The organism is Microcoleus sp. PH2017_35_SFW_U_B, assembly GCF_020737865.1.
GTDB lineage: Bacteria > Cyanobacteriota > Cyanobacteriia > Cyanobacteriales > Microcoleaceae > Microcoleus.
This window is the reverse complement of sequence record NZ_JAEQDE010000036.1, coordinates 20516-37839: the sequence shown is the minus strand read 5'-3', so window position 1 is coordinate 37839 and position 17324 is coordinate 20516. Positions and strand designations below refer to the sequence as shown.

Below are 17324 nucleotides of genomic sequence, written 5' to 3'. Positions count from 1 at the left end.
CTTGCCTGTTCTTGAGAATCGTGGTACAAGATCAGTATGTGTTGTGGAACAGGCATCTTGCCTGTTCCTAAGAATCGTGGAAGATGTAGAATATAGCCTAATGCAACAACCGCATAAAGGTAGGCTATGTCACAGCATGATTCTTCTCTCCCAAAGTCGGCAATTAGAGACAACCGTCATCGCGGAACTGTGGGCAATTTTTTGAAAGCCAAGGTCGAGAAAAACTCAACCCTATCCATTGTTTCTGCTTACTTTACAATTTATGCCTTTGATGCTTTGAAGGAACAACTTCTAGGTATTAAAAGCTTGAAATTTTTGTTTGGTGAACCGCGCTTCATCAAGTCCCTTGACCCCAGTAAAACCGATAAAAAGGCGTTCCAAATTGAGGATCAGGGCTTGCAGCTACAGAATCGGTTGCAGCAAAAACGGGTTGCGAAAGAATGTGCAGAATGGATTGAAAAAAAAGTCCAGATACGGTCGGTCAAGCAATCTAATTTACTGCACGGCAAAATGTATCACATTGCTCATAACGGAACTGAAAATGCTATTATGGGCAGTTCTAATTTTACCATGCGGGGACTGGGATTAGGTAGGAAAAACAACAATATTGAACTCAATTTAGAAGTAGATAGTAAACGGGATACCCGCGACCTTAAAGCCTGGTTTGATGAACTCTGGAATGATGCCGAACTCATCGAAGATGTCACACAAGACGTGCTGCTGTATCTAGAGCAACTTTACCAGAATAATTCTCCTGAGTTTATCTACTACAAAACTCTGTTTCATATCTTCGAGACATTTCTCGATGACCTAGAAAAAAGCGATATTCTCAGCGAACAGCTACACCTATTTGATACAGAAATCTGGAAATCTCTATTTGAATTTCAAAAAGACGGAGTTAAGGCAGCCATCAATAAAATCCGACGATATAACGGGTGTATTATTGCTGACAGCGTTGGTTTAGGTAAAACATTTGAAGCTCTCGCGGTGATTAAATATTTTGAACTTCGCAATGAAAAAGTTTTGGTTCTTTGTCCCAAAAAACTCCGCGATAATTGGACTGTATATCTAGCACAAAACAATAGCGATCTCAATCCTTTGGTTAAAGACCGCTTCAACTATACAGTCCTGTCTCACACCGACTTGAGTCGTGACTCTGGTTACTCTGGGGACATTAATTTAGCAACGATTAATTGGGGTAACTACGACTTGGTAGTTATTGATGAATCGCACAATTTCCGCAACAACATCAAGAGCAAACGGGACGAATCTGGCAATCTAATTAGAAAGAGCCGTTACGAAAGGCTGATGGATGATATTATCAAGAGCGGTGTCAAAACTCAGGTGCTACTCTTATCAGCAACTCCGGTTAACAATGATTTAAAGGATTTGCGGAATCAACTTTATTTTATAACAGAAGGTAGCGACGCTGCGTTTAGGGAATCGCTGGGAATTGTTAGTCTGCGCGATACACTAGCTGATGCTCAGCGGAAATTTACCAAGTGGGCAAAGAAAAGTCGCGATCGCAAAACTAGCGAACTCCTGGAAGAACTAAGTTCTGCTTTCTTCAAACTGCTTGACGAATTGACGATCGCCCGATCGCGCAAACACATTCAAAAATACTACAAAGATGCGATCGCCCAATTAGGCGGCTTTCCAGAACGGCTCAAACCCATCTCGGTATTTCCTGAGATTGACCGAGAGGGTGAGTTCATGTCCTACGAACAGCTTAACAGTGAAATTTCTAAATATCAACTCTCCCTATTCAACCCTTCAAAATATGTCCTGCCGCCATACCGTTCGGCTTATGAAAATAAAAGAGTGCAAAACTTCAAACAGAGCGATCGCGAACGCTCTCTGATCGGCATGATAAAGGTTAATTTTTTGAAACGCCTGGAAAGCTCGGTGAATTCCTTCGCTATCACAATGCAGCGGACTATTGACAAAATATCCGAGTTACAAAAACGACTCGAATCCTTCAAGAATTGGCAAGACGAAAACGCGGTAATTGATTTCAACTATTTAGAGTTTGAGGCAGAAGAAGACGAGGATTTACGAGCGGCGTGGGAGGTTGGCAAGCTAAAAGTTAAAATGCTGCACCTCGATGTCGAAACCTGGTTAAAAGACCTAAAAAACGACAAGAAACAGCTTAAACAAATCTACAATTCTGCCCAAAGCATTTCTGTTGAACGCGATGCCAAGCTGGCTGAGTTAAAATCACTAATCGCCGAGAAAGTCAAGCATCCTACGACTAACAAGCATGGTCAACCAAATCGCAAGGTTTTAGTCTTTACTGCCTTTGCAGATACCGCAGTCTATCTCTACGAAGGATTGCGGGAGTGGGCTACATTAGACTTGAAAATTAACTTAGCTTTGGTGACTGGTGGTTCGGCGAAAAATCAGACTACCTTTGGCAAAAATGAGTTCAATCACGTCCTGACAAATTTTTCACCTTTCGCCAAGAAACGCGCCCAAATTCCATCTATGCGGCAAGACGGCGAGATTGACCTATTAATTGCCACAGATTGTATATCAGAAGGGCAAAATTTACAAGATTGCGATTATCTGATTAACTACGACATCCACTGGAACCCAGTCCGAATTATCCAGCGGTTCGGTAGGTGCGATCGCATTGGTAGCCCCAATCACACCGTACAATTAATCAATTTTTGGCCGACAGAGGACCTGGATCAGTACATCAATCTGAAAAATCGAGTAGAAGCACGGATGGCTTTAGCGGACATAGCTGGTACATTTGAAGATAATCTGCTGGAGGTAAAGGAGATTCAAGAACTAATTGAGAGTGATTTGAAATACCGCGACAAGCAGTTGCTGCGATTGAGAGACGAGGTGCTGGATATCGAAGATTTCACCGAAAGTGTCGCCCTAACGGAATTCACTCTCGATGATTTCCGAATGGAACTAGCCAAATACATTGAGAGCAACCGCAAACTACTCCAAGATGCTCCTTTAGGACTTTATGCAGTAGTTCCAACTAACTCGGAGTACCCGATAATTGCTCCTGGCGTAATTTTTTGCCTCAAACAAAAAGGCGATTCTCTTGATAATAAAACCGTCAACCCGCTGCAACCATATTTTGTAGTTTACGTGCGCGAAAATAAGGAAGTGCGATTGAGTTTTGCTCAACCCAAACAAATACTTGAAATATATCGGTTGCTGTGCGCGGGATGTACGGTTCCCTATGAAGAGTTGTGCAATTTGTTCGATCGAGAAACTAATAACGGATTTGATATGAGTTTGTATAACGATTTGCTCAAGCTGGCCGTTGATTCAATTGCAGATATTTACAAGAAGCGGAGCATCGGCAATCTGCTGTCTAGCCGCCGTGCTGTGTTGGTTGAGCAAGCGCATCAGGTTAAAGCAACAACGGATTTTGAACTGATTACCTGGCTGGTGATTAAATGAGCGTCAGCGAACAACAAGCCAAAGCATCTATCAATCAAGCTTTAAGTAGTTTTGCAAAGGGAAAACTAGCGGATAACGCCCGTAATTTGTTCTTTACTCTTGGATACCGCAGTGATAAAACTCTTCCGTTTTATCCTAATAGTTCGGAGAATTTTATTGCCGAATTTGACATAGATCAAAAGCTCAACTCCCAAAAAGCTCTCTTAGAGGAATGGCTGTCGGTTGATTTTCTCTTCCAGTTTACCGGGACAGAAATTGCAGATAATGACCAGTTTGTCGAATTTGATACTAGCAGTGGTGAGAGTGCCTTTTTTACTTCGTACTTGTTTTTCGCGATCGCACTGCGGAGGAGTGCGTACACTATAGAACAACTTGACGGGATTATCCGCGAGATTAATAAAATTTTACCGATTCCCGCGATCGTTCTTTTTCAGCATGGAGAAACTCTGACTTTATCCATTATCAACCGTCGCCAACACAAACGCAATGAATCTGAAGATGTATTAGGAAAAGTCAAACATATTAAAGATATCCCATTCGCCAGTCCGACAAACTCTCATTTAAAAATGCTCTTCAATATTTTTTTGACAGAGTTGTATGAAAATCATGGCTTTAGCAACTTTGACGAATTTCATGAAGCTTGGCATAAAACTATTCCTGACAACATCGAATTTAAAAAAGATCGTATACTGTCAGATTCGCTTCGGGTTTACCTGCAACAAATCTGTCGAATTCCCCTGCTCAAAGCTTACGAAGAAATTGAATTAGCTCGTAAAATTGCTGAGTTAGAGTTAGAGGGGAGCCGAAAAGCTAAAGACAAAATGGTAGAGTCTAACTTGCGGCTGGTAGTCTCAATCGCTAAAAAATATCAAAATCGAGGGCTGGATTTCTTAGACTTGATTCAGGAGGGAAATATCGGTTTAATCAAGGCTGTAGAAAAGTTTGATTGCACGAAGGGAACCAGGTTTTCTACCCACGCATATTGGTGGATTCGTCAGGCAATTACGCGGGCTATTGCCGATCGATCGCGGACTATCCGCCTACCAGTTCACGTTTATGAAACTATCTCGAAGATTAAGAAAACTACCAAACAGCTTTCTCAAGAAATCGGCCACAAGCCTACCGAAGAAGAAATCGCTACTAAAATGGAGATGACAATTGTAAAAATGCGATTGGTTATTCAATCGGCTAAATCTATCATTTCCTTAGATACTAAAATGGGTGATTATGAAGACTGTACATTGGGAGAGTTGATTGAATTCGATGGAGAAACACCAGAAGAACAAGCATCTAAAAAATTGTTTACCGAAGATTTAGAAAGCGTTTTAGATACTCTTACCCCTCGACAACGTGACATTATTCGGATGCGATTCGGATTGGATGACGGCAGCGAGAAAAGTCTACAGGAAATCGGCAATATATTTAATCTTACCCGCGAGCGGATTCGGCAAATTGAGGGTAAGGCTTTACTAAGATTGCGCCATCCCAACCGCAACAGCATTTTAAAAGATTATATTCGCCCTACACCAGTTTATCAAACTGAGACAAAAAGACCGATCGCCAAACCGAGCCAGCCCAGACAGTTCAATATCTCAGAAAACTTGTCTCCCAGCCGCGACACTTTCTTACTGGAGCCTGTTCGTGATAAAATAGTTGAAACAGCTAATACGACCGAACCATTAATTCCTTTTAACAATTTCATAGAAAAATCAAATATAGAACAAACAAAGTTGGCTCAGACTCACCTGTCAAGTGCCGATGGAAGTCAAAACAATCTCACCTATGCAAATTTGAACGAGCATAATTTCCACATTGCCGAACTGACAGAAAATGACTTAAATAAAGCGATTAAACCGATGAAACAAAATTCAGCAGACTTACTCAAACAACTCACCGCACTAGAAGATGTTTTTTCCCAATTAGAGAAACGGCTGTCAGAGGCGAGTCGAAAGTTGCTAAACCCTGGTATACCTATATCTCAAAAGCTGATTCAAGAACTTGACGAGTCCCATAAAAAGTTTATTCAGCTTCGCGACAAGGTGCTAGAAGTGGCTGAATATTTGGCAGTATCGACAACGCTGAAAGTTGAAGAAATTTGTTCTTTAACAGATATCAGGTCTGTACTTGAGCGTGTGGATTTGGCCGAGAAGCAAAAAAGTGCGATCGCCCTTGTCCGCGACTCTGCTTTGAGGGTTCTGGAACGAATTTTAGCGATCGCCCATCGAGTAGAGAGCAATTTTCAGTCATTGCTGGAATGTCAGGAAAAAGCCCGCGAACTTCAACGCGCCATCTCCGAATCCCACAAGTCTGACTTGCATCCCGACACCCAAATCTTGGCTGATGGCAATCATCCATTCTGCAAACTTCTAACACTAATTTCAGAATGGGAAGAAGCAGATGACGAGCATTTAGCTTCTTTACAGGATGCCGTAGCAGAATCATTTGGAAGAACTCTGGCGATGGCAGCAGTAAGAGGAAAACTGATGATCCAGGCGGAAGCAATACCAGATTTGCCTGCTGTTTCTACTAACAATAACTTAGACGAAACTTCCTTAGTTGATGAGCCGGAATCTGAAACTGTTCCTGTTGTCGAACAACCACCAGTAGCAGAGTTGAACTCGGTATTGACAGAGGAGGCGATCGCGCAGCCAACCCCTGAATATATCCCAGATATTCCACCAACAGAACCGCCAACCACAACTCAGATTGAGCTGCCAAATTCTGAAAATAAGCAAGGAAAAAAAGTTGAAAATCAGGCTGATTATACCAGAATTTGCAGTGTATTGGAGCAAGGCGATATCCTGACGGCTAAGGAATATATATCTATGCTGCAAGAGCGGCGATCGCTTCCTGAACCAGAGGAAAAGAGAGATGCTTTTAAAGACTTCTTTGGGCATAAGTATGCTGCGATCGAAAAAGTGCTTGAGGAGTGCGATCGCGATCGACAAAAAAAGCAAGAGCTAATTCCCAATATTTCCAAAGGAAAAAGTATCGCCAAAATCCAGATACCGCAGGGGGCTCAAGCCAAAAAAGCCGCTGAAATGCTAGACGCTTGGTTTGCAGCCAAGGGAAGGAAGCAAGAAATCACAGAGAAAGATGCTCGCCAAATTCTCAGCAACCTCGGTTTTAACATAACATCTCTTACATTTAAAAAATCAGGACAAAATACCTGGATTGACGTTAAAGCTGAGCCGATATTTGACCAAAATCGCTGTCCTGTGTCTGCCTATGGTTCAGCCGCGAAGGGTCATTACCGCATTCTTTGCGTATGGGATAGACCGAACGAACAGGATCTCCTCAATGCCGTTGGAGAAACTGCTCTTGGAGGGCCGGTCTTCGTCTTTCATTTTGGGCGAATGACCGTCAAGAGACGCCGAGATTTGGCTGATTTATGTCGGCAGCGTCGGAGCACTTTCATTGTTATAGATGATGTGCTGATGCTCTATCTTTGCGGAGAACAAAAAACACGCCTACCTGTATTGTTTGATTGTACCTTACCCTTTACTTTCCTAGAACCGTATAAAACCGCAGCAGGAGAGGTTCCCCCTGAGATGTTTTACGGGCGAGTACGAGAACGGGAATCCATAATCGATCGAGAAGGTTCTTGTTTAATTTATGGAGGCCGCCAGTTAGGTAAAACGGTTTTGCTTAAATATGTACACCGGACTTTTCACGCAACCGACGCGGGCAGGAACGCCCTATTTTTGGATATCAAAGAAATTGGACGCAAGCAACTGTTAGATAAGATTTGGCATCTACTAAACGAAGAATTGGATAAATTAAAAATTCCCGATACCAACCGGCGAAATTCCGTCCGCGAAAGCAGCTTGCAGCGGATTAAAAGTTGGCTAGAATCGGACAATCAGCGGCGCTTTTTGCTGTTGTTGGATGAGGCAGATAATTTCTTGGAAGCTGATGGTAAGGAGGATTTCCTGCGCTGCGATGAGTTCAGAAAATTAATGACGGAAACTCACCGACGTTTTAAGGTGGTCTTTGCCGGATTGCACAACGTTCTGAGAACCACTAGACAAGCAAACCATCCGCTGGCTCACTTTGGCGCGCCTATCTGCATTGGGCCTCTGCTGAATAATGGTGAAATGCGAGCCGCAACAGCTTTGGTAGAACGTCCGCTGGCTAGTCTTGGCTATCGTTTTGAATCACCAAATTTAATCCCGCGCATTCTGTGGCAGACTAACTATTATCCGAGCTTGATTCAACTTTATTGCGAGCAGCTACTCAAGCACATCACTAACCCAGATATCCCTACTTTCGATCCTAAAATTAGTCCGCCTTATGTGATTACTTCTCGCCATGTAGAAGAAGCTTATCAAAGTCAAGACCTTCGCAATAATATTCGCGATCGCTTTAAGTTGACACTGGGACTCGATCCGCGCTACGAAGTAATTGCCTACTCAATTGCTGATGGTTCTCAGCAGAATGAAACAGGTATGGAGGATGGGTTTTCTGTATCTTGGATTCGCGAGCAAGTCTTGTATTGGTGGTCTGACGGATTCGCGGGAAGGTCATCGGAAGATGAAATTCTTGCTTTACTAGAAGAAATGATAGGATTAGGAGTTTTACGAGAAAGCAATCCAGGTTACTTCACTCTGAGAAATTCTAATTTAGCCTTGCTTATGGGTACGCAACCAGAAATTGAAGCAGAACTTCTGAGACACCGCGAACCTCCACATGAATACGAACCTGCTACTTTTCGGTCTCCTCTTTTGGTTAAAAATAAAGCTGATTCCCAGCGCAGTCCTTTAACTGTTAAACAGGAATCAGAACTTCTGCTCCGCGAGTACGGTGTCTCTATTATATTTGGGTGCCAAGCCGCAGGAATTGACGATTTGAGAGTTTTTATGGAAGCAGCATTTAGTAAGAAGGATTGCAAAGTTCACTATTTAGAAAATCTCTCAGATCGATCGGATTTCAGCCAGCGTTTGACAGAAATTAGTAACCGTCGCAAGAAAGATACCACGACGCTCGTTGTTGTATCAGCCACCACTTCTTGGAGTAAGGATTGGGTTGATGAGGCAATTAAGAAAATCAAAAGATTGAAAAAAGAGGACTCATTTCTCCAGCTTGTTTTTGTCGCCTATCCTCAGAAGGCTTGGCAGTTAGTTATTCATAATTGGACAGGTTTTGATTCCTTTAAGGAACTGAGATTTTTAAGTCTCAAACCTTGGCACGATGCCGCGCTGCGACATTGGTTGGAAGATGCCAATTTGCCGAGCAAACTAGAAGTTAGAAATAAGATTACGGCAGTTACAGGGAATTGGTCAAACCTCCTGCAAGAATTCTATCAATTTGCTCAAGCTAATCCGCATTGCTGGCAAGATTCCTTGGCCCAACTGAAGAATCAATTTAATAAATCTGACAAATTAATTAATTCAATGGGTTTTGACGGTTGCGAACCTCAAAGAAAACTGGTGATGAGAACTTTAGCTGAATGGGGAGAAGCAGTCGCGATTGAGGTATTAATTGAGGTTCTTGATGATGTACCGCCTGAAGTTGTCAAGCAGACTCTCAGATGGGCTGAACTCCTCAGTCTTGTCTCGCATTTAGGAAATCAGAAGCAAGATGGTAAGGATTACTGGCAGATTGACCCTGTAGTTGGTCGTCTGCTCGAATCTATGGCAGAGTAATACGCACTTTCTGCTGTGCGATGTACTTAAGCACATCTCTGACTTAAGATAGGCGATCGCCCGCAGCAACTAAGTCTAAACTAGAAACTGTAGTTAGATTCAGGTTTGTATTAGGGACTTTAGTCCCTCCAAATTCAGGACTTTAGTCCTGACTACAAACCTATGTTAAAGTAAGATTAGAGATAGATATTATTTTAAATGAGCAAACTTAACCCAGTGTTATTAAGTCAAAAACAGCCTGAATTAGGATTGGTCTGCATTACGACTTCCGATGCAGTTCGTTTCCGCACAGTCACGCGGAAGCGGCTGTTGCAACTTACAGAAATAGAACAAGAAAAAGTATTGCGCGAGTTGTATGCAGATAACTTAAAAAGACTTGACAAAGCGCTTGATTTCTGCTACGCCAATGGGATTAAATTGTATCGCATGACTTCTGCACTCTTCCCTTTTGCAGATATAGATTTGGGGGAAACAGTTTTAGATTCGATGAATGAGGAATTGCGAAGAGTTGGCGATCGCGCAATTGACCTCAATATCCGTTTGGTGTTCCACCCCGATCAATTCGTCGTCCTCAGTTCCGACAAGCCGGATGTTGTGAAAAACAGCATTAAAATTCTGGCGACTCATGCTTTAATTATGGACAAGTTGGGACAACCCCGATCGCCCTGGGCACTGATGAACATTCACGGCGGTAAGGGCGATCGCACTTCGCAACTCAAATCAGTCATCCGCGACTTACCCGAATCTATTCGATCGCGCTTAACCTTTGAAAATGACGAATACGCCTACAGTTCGTCGGAATTGTTAGACGTTTGTCTCGATACAGGCGTAGCAATGGTTTTTGACGCGCACCACCACGTCATTCACGAACATTTAGAAAGTTACAACGATCCAAACGTTGCCGAAATGCTCGCAGCAGCCCGCACTTCTTGGCCTGTTCCTGAATGGCAATTAGTCCACATATCAAATGGCAAAGAATTTTTTGCAGATCCGCGCCACAGCGACTTGATTGTAGATATGCCCAATTGCTATTATGATGCTCCTTGGATTGAAGTAGAAGCTAAATTCAAAGAATTAGCTATTGACAAGTTGCGCGCCGAATGGTTGTCTGCAAATGTTCCACAATTTAGCAGTGTCTCCTAGGGGCGGGTTCGCCAACAATCTCGGCCTAATACGAATAATCTCAAAAACCCGCCCCCACCCAACGGTAAATCGCAATCTACTTTCTTGTTAATACCAACTATAAATTATGTGCGGCAGATTCACGTTAAATACTCCAGCTAAAATCATCGCCGAATTCTTCAAACTCTCGGAAATTCCCGACATCAAACCGCGATACAACATCGCCCCAAGTCAATCAATTGCTACCGTCACAGTTTCTCCCGAAAAAAATCAGCGACAGTTTCAATTTATGCGCTGGGGTTTGATTCCCAGTTGGGCAAAAGATATGAAAATCGCCAGCCATACGATTAATGCCCGATCGGAAACAGTAGCAGAAAAACCTGCTTTTCGCAGCGCCATCAAGCACAGGCGGTGTTTGATAATCGCTGACGGCTTCTACGAATGGCAACCGCAGGGCAAGAAAAAACAGCCTTACTATTTTACAATGACAAACAGCGAACCTTTTGCGTTTGCCGGTTTGTGGGAAAATTGGGAATCTGCCGAAGCAGAAAACATTGTATCTTGCAGTATAATTACTACTGCTGCTAACGAAACAGTGCAACCCGTGCACGATCGAATGCCGGTGATTCTCCCCGCAAGCGATTGGGAACAATGGCTCGATCCTTCTGTTGACAAGGCTCAGGAAGTTTTGCCACTGTTAAAGCCCTACGATCCAGCAGCAATGATAGCAAATGCCGTAAGTGCGATCGTCAACAGTCCAACTAAAGACAGCCCCGAGTGTATTCAAGCTATCCCCTTATAACTCGGCGGTGTGAAACCGCGTCTACACACAGGAAGTCCGCCTCCGCAGACTAAGAAGTCGAGGAGTATTACAGTTAAACTCAGTTGTGATATTCTTAAAGACTTTTCTTCATCTTAACATCACTGAAAGGACAAAAAATATGATCGGATACGTTACAATCGGCACAAACAATATTGAACGTGCAGCCAAGTTTTATGATACTTTGCTTGCTGAAATTGGCGCTCAACGATTCATGGAATTCGACCAATTTATCGCATGGAGCGTTTCTCCAGAGATGCCAGGACTTGCTATTACAAAACCATTTGATGGCAACGAAGCAACTGTTGGTAATGGCGTAATGATCGCACTTCAAGTTGACAGTCCAGAAAAAGTCAATTTAGTTTATAACAAGGCGATCGCACTTGGCGCTCAGGATGAAGGAGCAGCAGGGCCGAGAGACGCTTTGCCGGGGTTTTATGCGGGATATTTCCGGGATCTTGATGGAAATAAGTTGAACGTGTTTTGTATGATTGAACCAAACAGTTAAGATTTTTCGGATCCGACTAAAGAAACCGGGTTTTTTCGAGTTTCTCCACTGTCATCAAGTATTCTCGTAAAAACCCGGTTTCTGACTACCAGTGCGCTAACGATAAAAGATGAGAACATCAGAAGCAGAGGTAAAGCTGATTGATTTCAGCCAAGAAAAGGCAACAGATTTTTTGTTGCCTCAGCCCGCTGTTCTGACAAGTTCGGGATGGGATAAAATCTATTACGAACACCATCAACAGCCGCAGTTTGACACGCCCGAACATCAAGGTACATGGCACGTGATTGCTCATTGTCCTGCTTTTGATGTATCGGGAGAGCGATCGGGAGAACGATGGTTGGATGGTAAGCTGAAAACAGAAGCGCGGAATCAGGGAGACATTGCGGTGATTCCGGCGGGTATTTCCCAGCGCTGTAATTGGAATAGGTTATCTGAGTTTACCATTTTGGCGATCGCCCCTACACTCCTGGAACAAGTGGGTCAAGATTTGGTAAATTGCGATCGCATTGAACTCATTCCTCATTACATGGAAGAACAAGATATCCTGATTCAAGGGATATTCGGTGCTTTAAGACAAGAATTAGAATTTGGACAAATCGGCGGTTATTTGCTGATTGATAGTCTTAAAACCGCATTAGCGATTCACCTGTTGCGGAATTACTGCACCACACAACCTCGGCTTTCTAGCTATACGGATGGATTATCTAAACCCAAACTGCAACAGGTGAGGGAATATATTAACGAACATCTTCATCAAGAGATAAAACTAATTGAACTTGCTGCGATCGCCCAAATCAGCCCTTATCACTTTTTACGTCTGTTCAAGCAAAGCATGGGCATAACACCTCACCAGTATATCTTGCAGCGCCGCATAGACACAGCCAAGTACCTATTGCAAGACAGTAAACTAAGCATTGCAGACATTGCTTTCCGAGTCGGATTTTGCGATCAAAGTCACTTGACTCGATGTTTCAAGCGCCTGCTGGGGATGACACCGAAACAATTTCTGTCAGCGCGATCGCAATAATCTACCAAAATCCCGCAATTTTTTTCTAGAATTCAGAATCGCCAATTTTCTAAGCTATGAGCAGGATTAGAAAACTGAACGAGCGAAGCTGGAAAAAGCAAATGAAAAATAGCGAAATTAATACCACAACAGTCAAAATCCTTAACAACAACTTACAAATCGATGCTTACTTAGCCCAACCAGTAGAAAAGGGAATTTTTGCTGCGGTTATTGTGTTTCACGAAATCTTTGGTGTCAATGAAAATATTCGGGATATTACCGAATTGATAGCACAACAAGGATATATAGCAATTGCACCTGCGATGTATCAACGTATTGCTCCCGGTTTTGAATTTGGGTTTAGCGAACCAGATATTGGTTATAGTCCAGAAGCTTACCAATTGGGGTTGCAATACTATCAACAAGTCAAATATTGGGAAATATTCAGCGATATTCAAGCAACTATTGCCTATCTAAACACATTACCCAACGTTAAAGCTGATTCTATTGGCTGCATTGGTTTTTGCTTTGGTGGTCATATTGCTTATATGGCTGCAACCTTACAGGATATCAAAGCAACTGCTTCGTTTTATGGCGGGGGGATTACAACTTCTAGCTATGGAGAATATACTCCAACTATCGATCGCACATCGGCAATCAAAGGCACGATTTATACATTTTTTGGTACGAAGGATACATTGGTTTCACAGGAAGAAAACCAAAAAATTGAGGCAGAATTACAGAAACATCAAATCAATCATCGTGTATTTCGATACGATGCAGGACATGGATTCTTTGGTGGATTGTTCGTAGATAAGTACCCGTTTTTAGCACACCATCCTAATATAATAGGATACAGAGAAGCTGCTGCTGATGCGTGGCAACAGGTTATTGAACTCTTTCAAAACAAACTTTAAAGCTTACCAGCGAGATCGTTAGTATTTGAAAGCAGATGGTAGAAGGCATAATTAAAAATTCAGCTTTCTACCTTCTGTCAACTGTCAACTGTCAACTGTCAACTGTCAACTGTCAACTGTCAACTGACTAAATTAACTGTCGTACATCCGGGCTTCGGCCGCGTCGGGATTTTCTTCGCAATACTCGTCAAAAGCCGTTTTTTCAAGCTTGATCGATCGCTGGTGAGCGGCCTCAGCCTGCATTTCCTCTACGATGTCCCAAGCTACCGCGCACTGTTTAGAAGTAGCACCTTTCTCTGAACAGACTGTTCTAGCATCGGCGATCGCCTTTTGAATTTCATCCTCAAAGACAACACTCTTCGGCTTCTCAACAAAATCACTTTTTGTCAAAATATCCGTTACCGAAATAATGCCCAGCAGTTTGTCCTTAATCACCGGAGCTCGACGGATGCGGGTATTGGCGAACAACCTCGCCACATATTCGACGCCCAAGTCGGGATTCACCGTGATGCACGGTTTGGTCATAATCTCGAAGACGCGGACTTTTTGCGGGTCTACTCCGTAGGCTGTTACTTTGTAAACAATATCCGTTTCTGTGACTATGCCATAGGCGTCTTGTTCGTGGCGGCGTTCCACAATTAGCGCGCGCAGACACAGTTCGTTCATCATCGCCACTGCTTCAGCTACCGTTGCCGAACCACGAATGGTGACAACTTCCTTTGTCATAATATCTTGGGCTTTCATCATCATTTTTTCTTGCTCCCAGCTCATACACTTAGAGTGTATCGCGATTGTGGGACGCCCGATTTACCATGACTATCGCAACTTACGCCTGGGATCGCCTCCGCCTCCGAGAGTCCGCTCTTGGACGATCGGGCCCGCCTGTGTAGGACGATCGCCATCGCAAGAGTCAAGCATTCGGGCGATCGAGCCTTCAGCTTATTTTGCCCAATTTATCAGCCCCAGTCTCAAAGAAGTAAAAGTTAACACAAACAAACCAACTGCTTGCGCTCGCACAGATCCCCGCCTCTGATAAACTTGATGGCTGGGAGTGCAAAAAGCACAAGGCACGCAAGACTTAGTTGGGAGTATATAGTTCGTGGATAATGCAATCGGTTTAGAGATTATCGAAGTAGTTGAGCAGGCAGCCATCGCCTCCGCTCGATTGATGGGCAAAGGCGAGAAAGATGAAGCCGACAGAGTGGCTGTAGAAGCAATGCGCGAGCGGATGAACAAAATTCATATGCGCGGCCGCATCGTGATCGGTGAAGGCGAACGCGATGACGCACCCATGCTTTACATCGGCGAACAAGTGGGTATTTGTACTCGTGAAGATGCTAAAGATGTCTGCAACATAGATGAATTGATCGAAATTGATATCGCTGTTGACCCTTGCGAAGGTACTAACCTGGTTGCTTACGGTCAAAACGGTTCGATGGCAGTTTTGGCAATCTCTGAAAAAGGCGGTTTGTTTGCTGCTCCCGATTTCTACATGAACAAATTGGCTGCTCCTGCGGCTGCCAGAAATCATGTAGATATTCGCAAGACACCAACCGAAAACCTCAAAATTATCTCTGATTGTCTCGGCCGTAGTGTTGAAGATTTGGTGGTTGTGGTGATGGATCGCCCTCGTCACAAAGATTTAATTAATGAAATTCGCCAAGCTGGTGCAAGAGTTCGACTGATCAGCGACGGCGACGTTTCTGCTGCGATTTCTTGTGCGTTTTCTGGTTCCAACATCCACGCCTTGATGGGTATTGGTGCAGCACCTGAAGGTGTGATTTCCGCAGCAGCCATGCGCTGTTTGGGCGGTCACTTCCAAGGACAGTTAATTTACGATCCGGCTGTTGTAAAAACTGGTTTGATCGGTGAAAGTAAAGAGAGCAATATCGCTCGACTTACATCAATGGGCATCACAGATCCAGACAAGATTTACAATGCTGAAGAATTGGCATCTGGGGAAACAGTTCTGTTTGCGGCTTGCGGAATTACTCCCGGAACGCTGATGGAAGGAGTTCGCTTCTTTGGTGGCGGCGCTCGTACTGAAAGTTTGATTATTTCTTCTCAGTCGAAGACTGCTCGGTTTGTGGATACAATCCATATGTTTGACCAGCCTAAATCTCTGCAATTGAAATAATCATTAGTTAGCGGTTAACAGTTAAATTTTAAATGTTAATTTTTGACTATTAACCGTTGACAGTCACCAGTGATTAACAATTAGCGATAAACTAAGAGTTAATCACAGGTGACTGTAGATAACTAAGAAATAAATAGTGACAAATGACAGATATGAATATTGCAGTCGTAGGTCTCAGCCACAAAACAGCGCCGGTTGAAGTTCGGGAAAAACTCAGCATTCCAGAACAAAAGATTGAAGCGGCGATCGCCCAATTGCGCGGCTACCCCCACATTCAAGAAGTTGCAATCCTCAGCACTTGCAACCGTTTAGAAATTTATATCGTTACCACAGAGTCAGAGCCGGGAGTGCGAGAAGTGATGCAGTTCCTTTCGGAATGCAGTAAACTTCCTTTGCAGTCTTTGCGCCCTCACCTGTTCATTTTGCTGCACGAAGATGCGGTGATGCACTTGATGCGAGTGTCTGCGGGCCTCGACAGTTTGGTGCTGGGAGAAGGACAAATTTTGGCTCAGGTGAAACAAACTCACAAACTCGCCCAGCAGTACAAAGGTGTTGGCAGAATTTTAGAACGTTTGTTTAAGCAAGCTTTGACAGCCGGGAAGCGTGTTCGCACAGAAACTAGCATTGGTACTGGTGCGGTTTCGATTAGTTCAGCGGCGGCGGAATTAGCTCAATTAAAAGGTCAGCATTTAGCAACTAGCCGGATTGCAATTATCGGTGCTGGGAAGATGTCGCGCTTGTTGGTGCAGCATTTGCTGTCGAAAGGAGCGAGTCATATTGCGATCGTCAATCGATCGATGCGAGGCGCTGAGGAATTGGCCGGTTTGTTTAAAGATGCTACACTGCACTTGCATTTGCTCTCGGACATGATGCAGGTAATTGGGGATTCTGACTTGGTGTTTACCAGTACAGCCGCTACAGATCCGCTGTTAAATAAAGCTAAATTAGAAGCTGTCTTAAAACCCGATCGCCCTTTGATGTTGGTGGACATTTCTGTGCCGCGCAACGTTGACTCGGATGCTAAGGAATTGGCTAACGTCAAGTCGTTTAATGTGGACGATTTGAAAGCAGTGGTAGCTCAAAATCACGAAAGCCGCCGCAAAATGGCAATGGAAGCTGAGGGCTTGCTGGAACAGGAAGTCGAGGCTTTTGATGTCTGGTGGCGCAGTCTAGAAACTGTTCCTACCATTAGCTGTTTGCGGGATAAGATCGAATTAATTCGAGAACAAGAGTTAGAAAAAGCTTTATCGCGTCTGGGTTCCGAGTTTTCGGAGAAACATCAAGATGTGATTGAATCTTTAACAAGAGGGATTGTGAATAAGATTTTGCACGATCCGATGGTGCAGTTGCGGGCGCAGCAGGATATTGAGGCGCGCCGACAAGCGATGCACACTTTGCAAACTCTGTTTAATTTGGATGTTGATGTCAATCAGCAGTACAGTTAACAGTTGACAGTTGACAGTTGACAGTTGACAGTTGTCATTGGTGATGTTTTGCATCAGCTTTTAATGTAATTAGGACTTACCCATTTGCTCATTAAGTAATGGGGTTTCTTAACTCAAATTTAGGGTTTTATATCCTTTCTGTTTGCATTGGAACGATCATTTTGTGCATTGCTGTCCCTGCTGGCGAGTCGCGCGAGCGGGGACAGCACTGTATAATTCCGATGTAACTGATATCTTGCACCATTCTTAACTAGCCTTTCACGGACGGGCAGGATGCCCATCCCACAAGAAAATTTAT

General features: G+C 43.6%; 11 protein-coding genes and 1 pseudogene. 11 read left to right on the top strand and 1 reads right to left on the bottom strand.

Going from position 1 to position 17324, the window contains the following annotated elements:
• Positions 1 to 126: 126 nt before the first annotated feature.
• The 8 genes and pseudogenes from JGK36_RS09695 (at position 127) to JGK36_RS09660 (ending at position 13444) form a co-directional block, all read left to right on the top strand.
• The gene (locus tag JGK36_RS09695) at positions 127 to 3426 is read left to right on the top strand and encodes a helicase-related protein (protein ID WP_293196771.1); all 3300 of its coding nucleotides are present in this window, start codon (positions 127 to 129) and stop codon (positions 3424 to 3426) included.
• A 695-nt stretch (positions 3427 to 4121) separates the two neighbouring features.
• A pseudogene (locus JGK36_RS09690) lies at positions 4122 to 4946 on the top strand (sigma-70 family RNA polymerase sigma factor); the annotation flags it as partial.
• 336 nt (positions 4947 to 5282) lie between these two features.
• The gene (locus JGK36_RS33830; protein WP_366516551.1) at positions 5283 to 9071 is read left to right on the top strand and encodes an AAA family ATPase; all 3789 of its coding nucleotides are present in this window, start codon (positions 5283 to 5285) and stop codon (positions 9069 to 9071) included.
• 198 nt (positions 9072 to 9269) lie between these two features.
• The gene (uvsE, locus tag JGK36_RS09680; RefSeq protein ID WP_293196770.1) at positions 9270 to 10214 is read left to right on the top strand and encodes a UV DNA damage repair endonuclease UvsE; all 945 of its coding nucleotides are present in this window, start codon (positions 9270 to 9272) and stop codon (positions 10212 to 10214) included.
• A 106-nt stretch (positions 10215 to 10320) separates the two neighbouring features.
• On the top strand, positions 10321 to 10995 hold the full coding sequence (locus tag JGK36_RS09675) for an SOS response-associated peptidase (RefSeq protein ID WP_293176730.1): 675 nt from the start codon (positions 10321 to 10323) through the stop codon (positions 10993 to 10995).
• A 139-nt stretch (positions 10996 to 11134) separates the two neighbouring features.
• The gene (locus JGK36_RS09670) at positions 11135 to 11521 is read left to right on the top strand and encodes a VOC family protein (protein WP_293196769.1); all 387 of its coding nucleotides are present in this window, start codon (positions 11135 to 11137) and stop codon (positions 11519 to 11521) included.
• A gap of 109 nt (positions 11522 to 11630) precedes the next feature.
• On the top strand, positions 11631 to 12548 hold the full coding sequence (locus JGK36_RS09665; protein ID WP_293196768.1) for a helix-turn-helix domain-containing protein: 918 nt from the start codon (positions 11631 to 11633) through the stop codon (positions 12546 to 12548).
• A 101-nt stretch (positions 12549 to 12649) separates the two neighbouring features.
• Entirely contained in the window at positions 12650 to 13444 is a 795-nt protein-coding gene (locus JGK36_RS09660; protein ID WP_363319244.1) for a dienelactone hydrolase family protein, read from the top strand.
• A 132-nt stretch (positions 13445 to 13576) separates the two neighbouring features.
• Here JGK36_RS09660 and JGK36_RS09655 read toward each other — a convergent pair whose 3' ends face one another.
• Entirely contained in the window at positions 13577 to 14194 is a 618-nt protein-coding gene (locus JGK36_RS09655; RefSeq protein WP_293176760.1) for a CP12 domain-containing protein, read from the bottom strand.
• Between the two features lie 43 nt (positions 14195 to 14237).
• Here JGK36_RS09655 and JGK36_RS09650 point away from each other — a divergent pair, with 43 nt between their 5' ends.
• From JGK36_RS09650 to JGK36_RS09640, 3 genes are all read left to right on the top strand, one after another.
• Entirely contained in the window at positions 14238 to 14477 is a 240-nt protein-coding gene (locus JGK36_RS09650; RefSeq protein WP_293196767.1) for a hypothetical protein, read from the top strand.
• A gap of 66 nt (positions 14478 to 14543) precedes the next feature.
• Positions 14544 to 15581, top strand: a complete 1038-nt coding sequence (gene glpX, locus JGK36_RS09645; protein WP_293176740.1) for a class II fructose-bisphosphatase — start codon at positions 14544 to 14546, stop codon at positions 15579 to 15581.
• Between the two features lie 152 nt (positions 15582 to 15733).
• Positions 15734 to 17026, top strand: coding sequence for a glutamyl-tRNA reductase (locus tag JGK36_RS09640; protein ID WP_293176742.1), 1293 nt, complete (start codon positions 15734 to 15736; stop codon positions 17024 to 17026).
• Positions 17027 to 17324 lie beyond the last annotated feature (298 nt).

What these genes read in the sequence shown, in the direction of transcription:
- JGK36_RS09695 (WP_293196771.1), top strand. Translation starts at nt 127, where the DNA reads ATGTCACAGCATGATTCTTCTCTCCCAAAGTCGGCAATTAGAGACAAC.
- JGK36_RS33830 (WP_366516551.1), top strand. Translation starts at nt 5,283, where the DNA reads ATGAAACAAAATTCAGCAGACTTACTCAAACAACTCACCGCACTAGAA.
- uvsE (WP_293196770.1), top strand. Translation starts at nt 9,270, where the DNA reads ATGAGCAAACTTAACCCAGTGTTATTAAGTCAAAAACAGCCTGAATTA.
- JGK36_RS09675 (WP_293176730.1), top strand. Translation starts at nt 10,321, where the DNA reads ATGTGCGGCAGATTCACGTTAAATACTCCAGCTAAAATCATCGCCGAA.
- JGK36_RS09670 (WP_293196769.1), top strand. Translation starts at nt 11,135, where the DNA reads ATGATCGGATACGTTACAATCGGCACAAACAATATTGAACGTGCAGCC.
- JGK36_RS09665 (WP_293196768.1), top strand. Translation starts at nt 11,631, where the DNA reads ATGAGAACATCAGAAGCAGAGGTAAAGCTGATTGATTTCAGCCAAGAA.
- JGK36_RS09660 (WP_363319244.1), top strand. Translation starts at nt 12,650, where the DNA reads ATGAAAAATAGCGAAATTAATACCACAACAGTCAAAATCCTTAACAAC.
- JGK36_RS09655 (WP_293176760.1), bottom strand. Translation starts at nt 14,194, where the DNA reads ATGATGATGAAAGCCCAAGATATTATGACAAAGGAAGTTGTCACCATT.
- JGK36_RS09640 (WP_293176742.1), top strand. Translation starts at nt 15,734, where the DNA reads ATGAATATTGCAGTCGTAGGTCTCAGCCACAAAACAGCGCCGGTTGAA.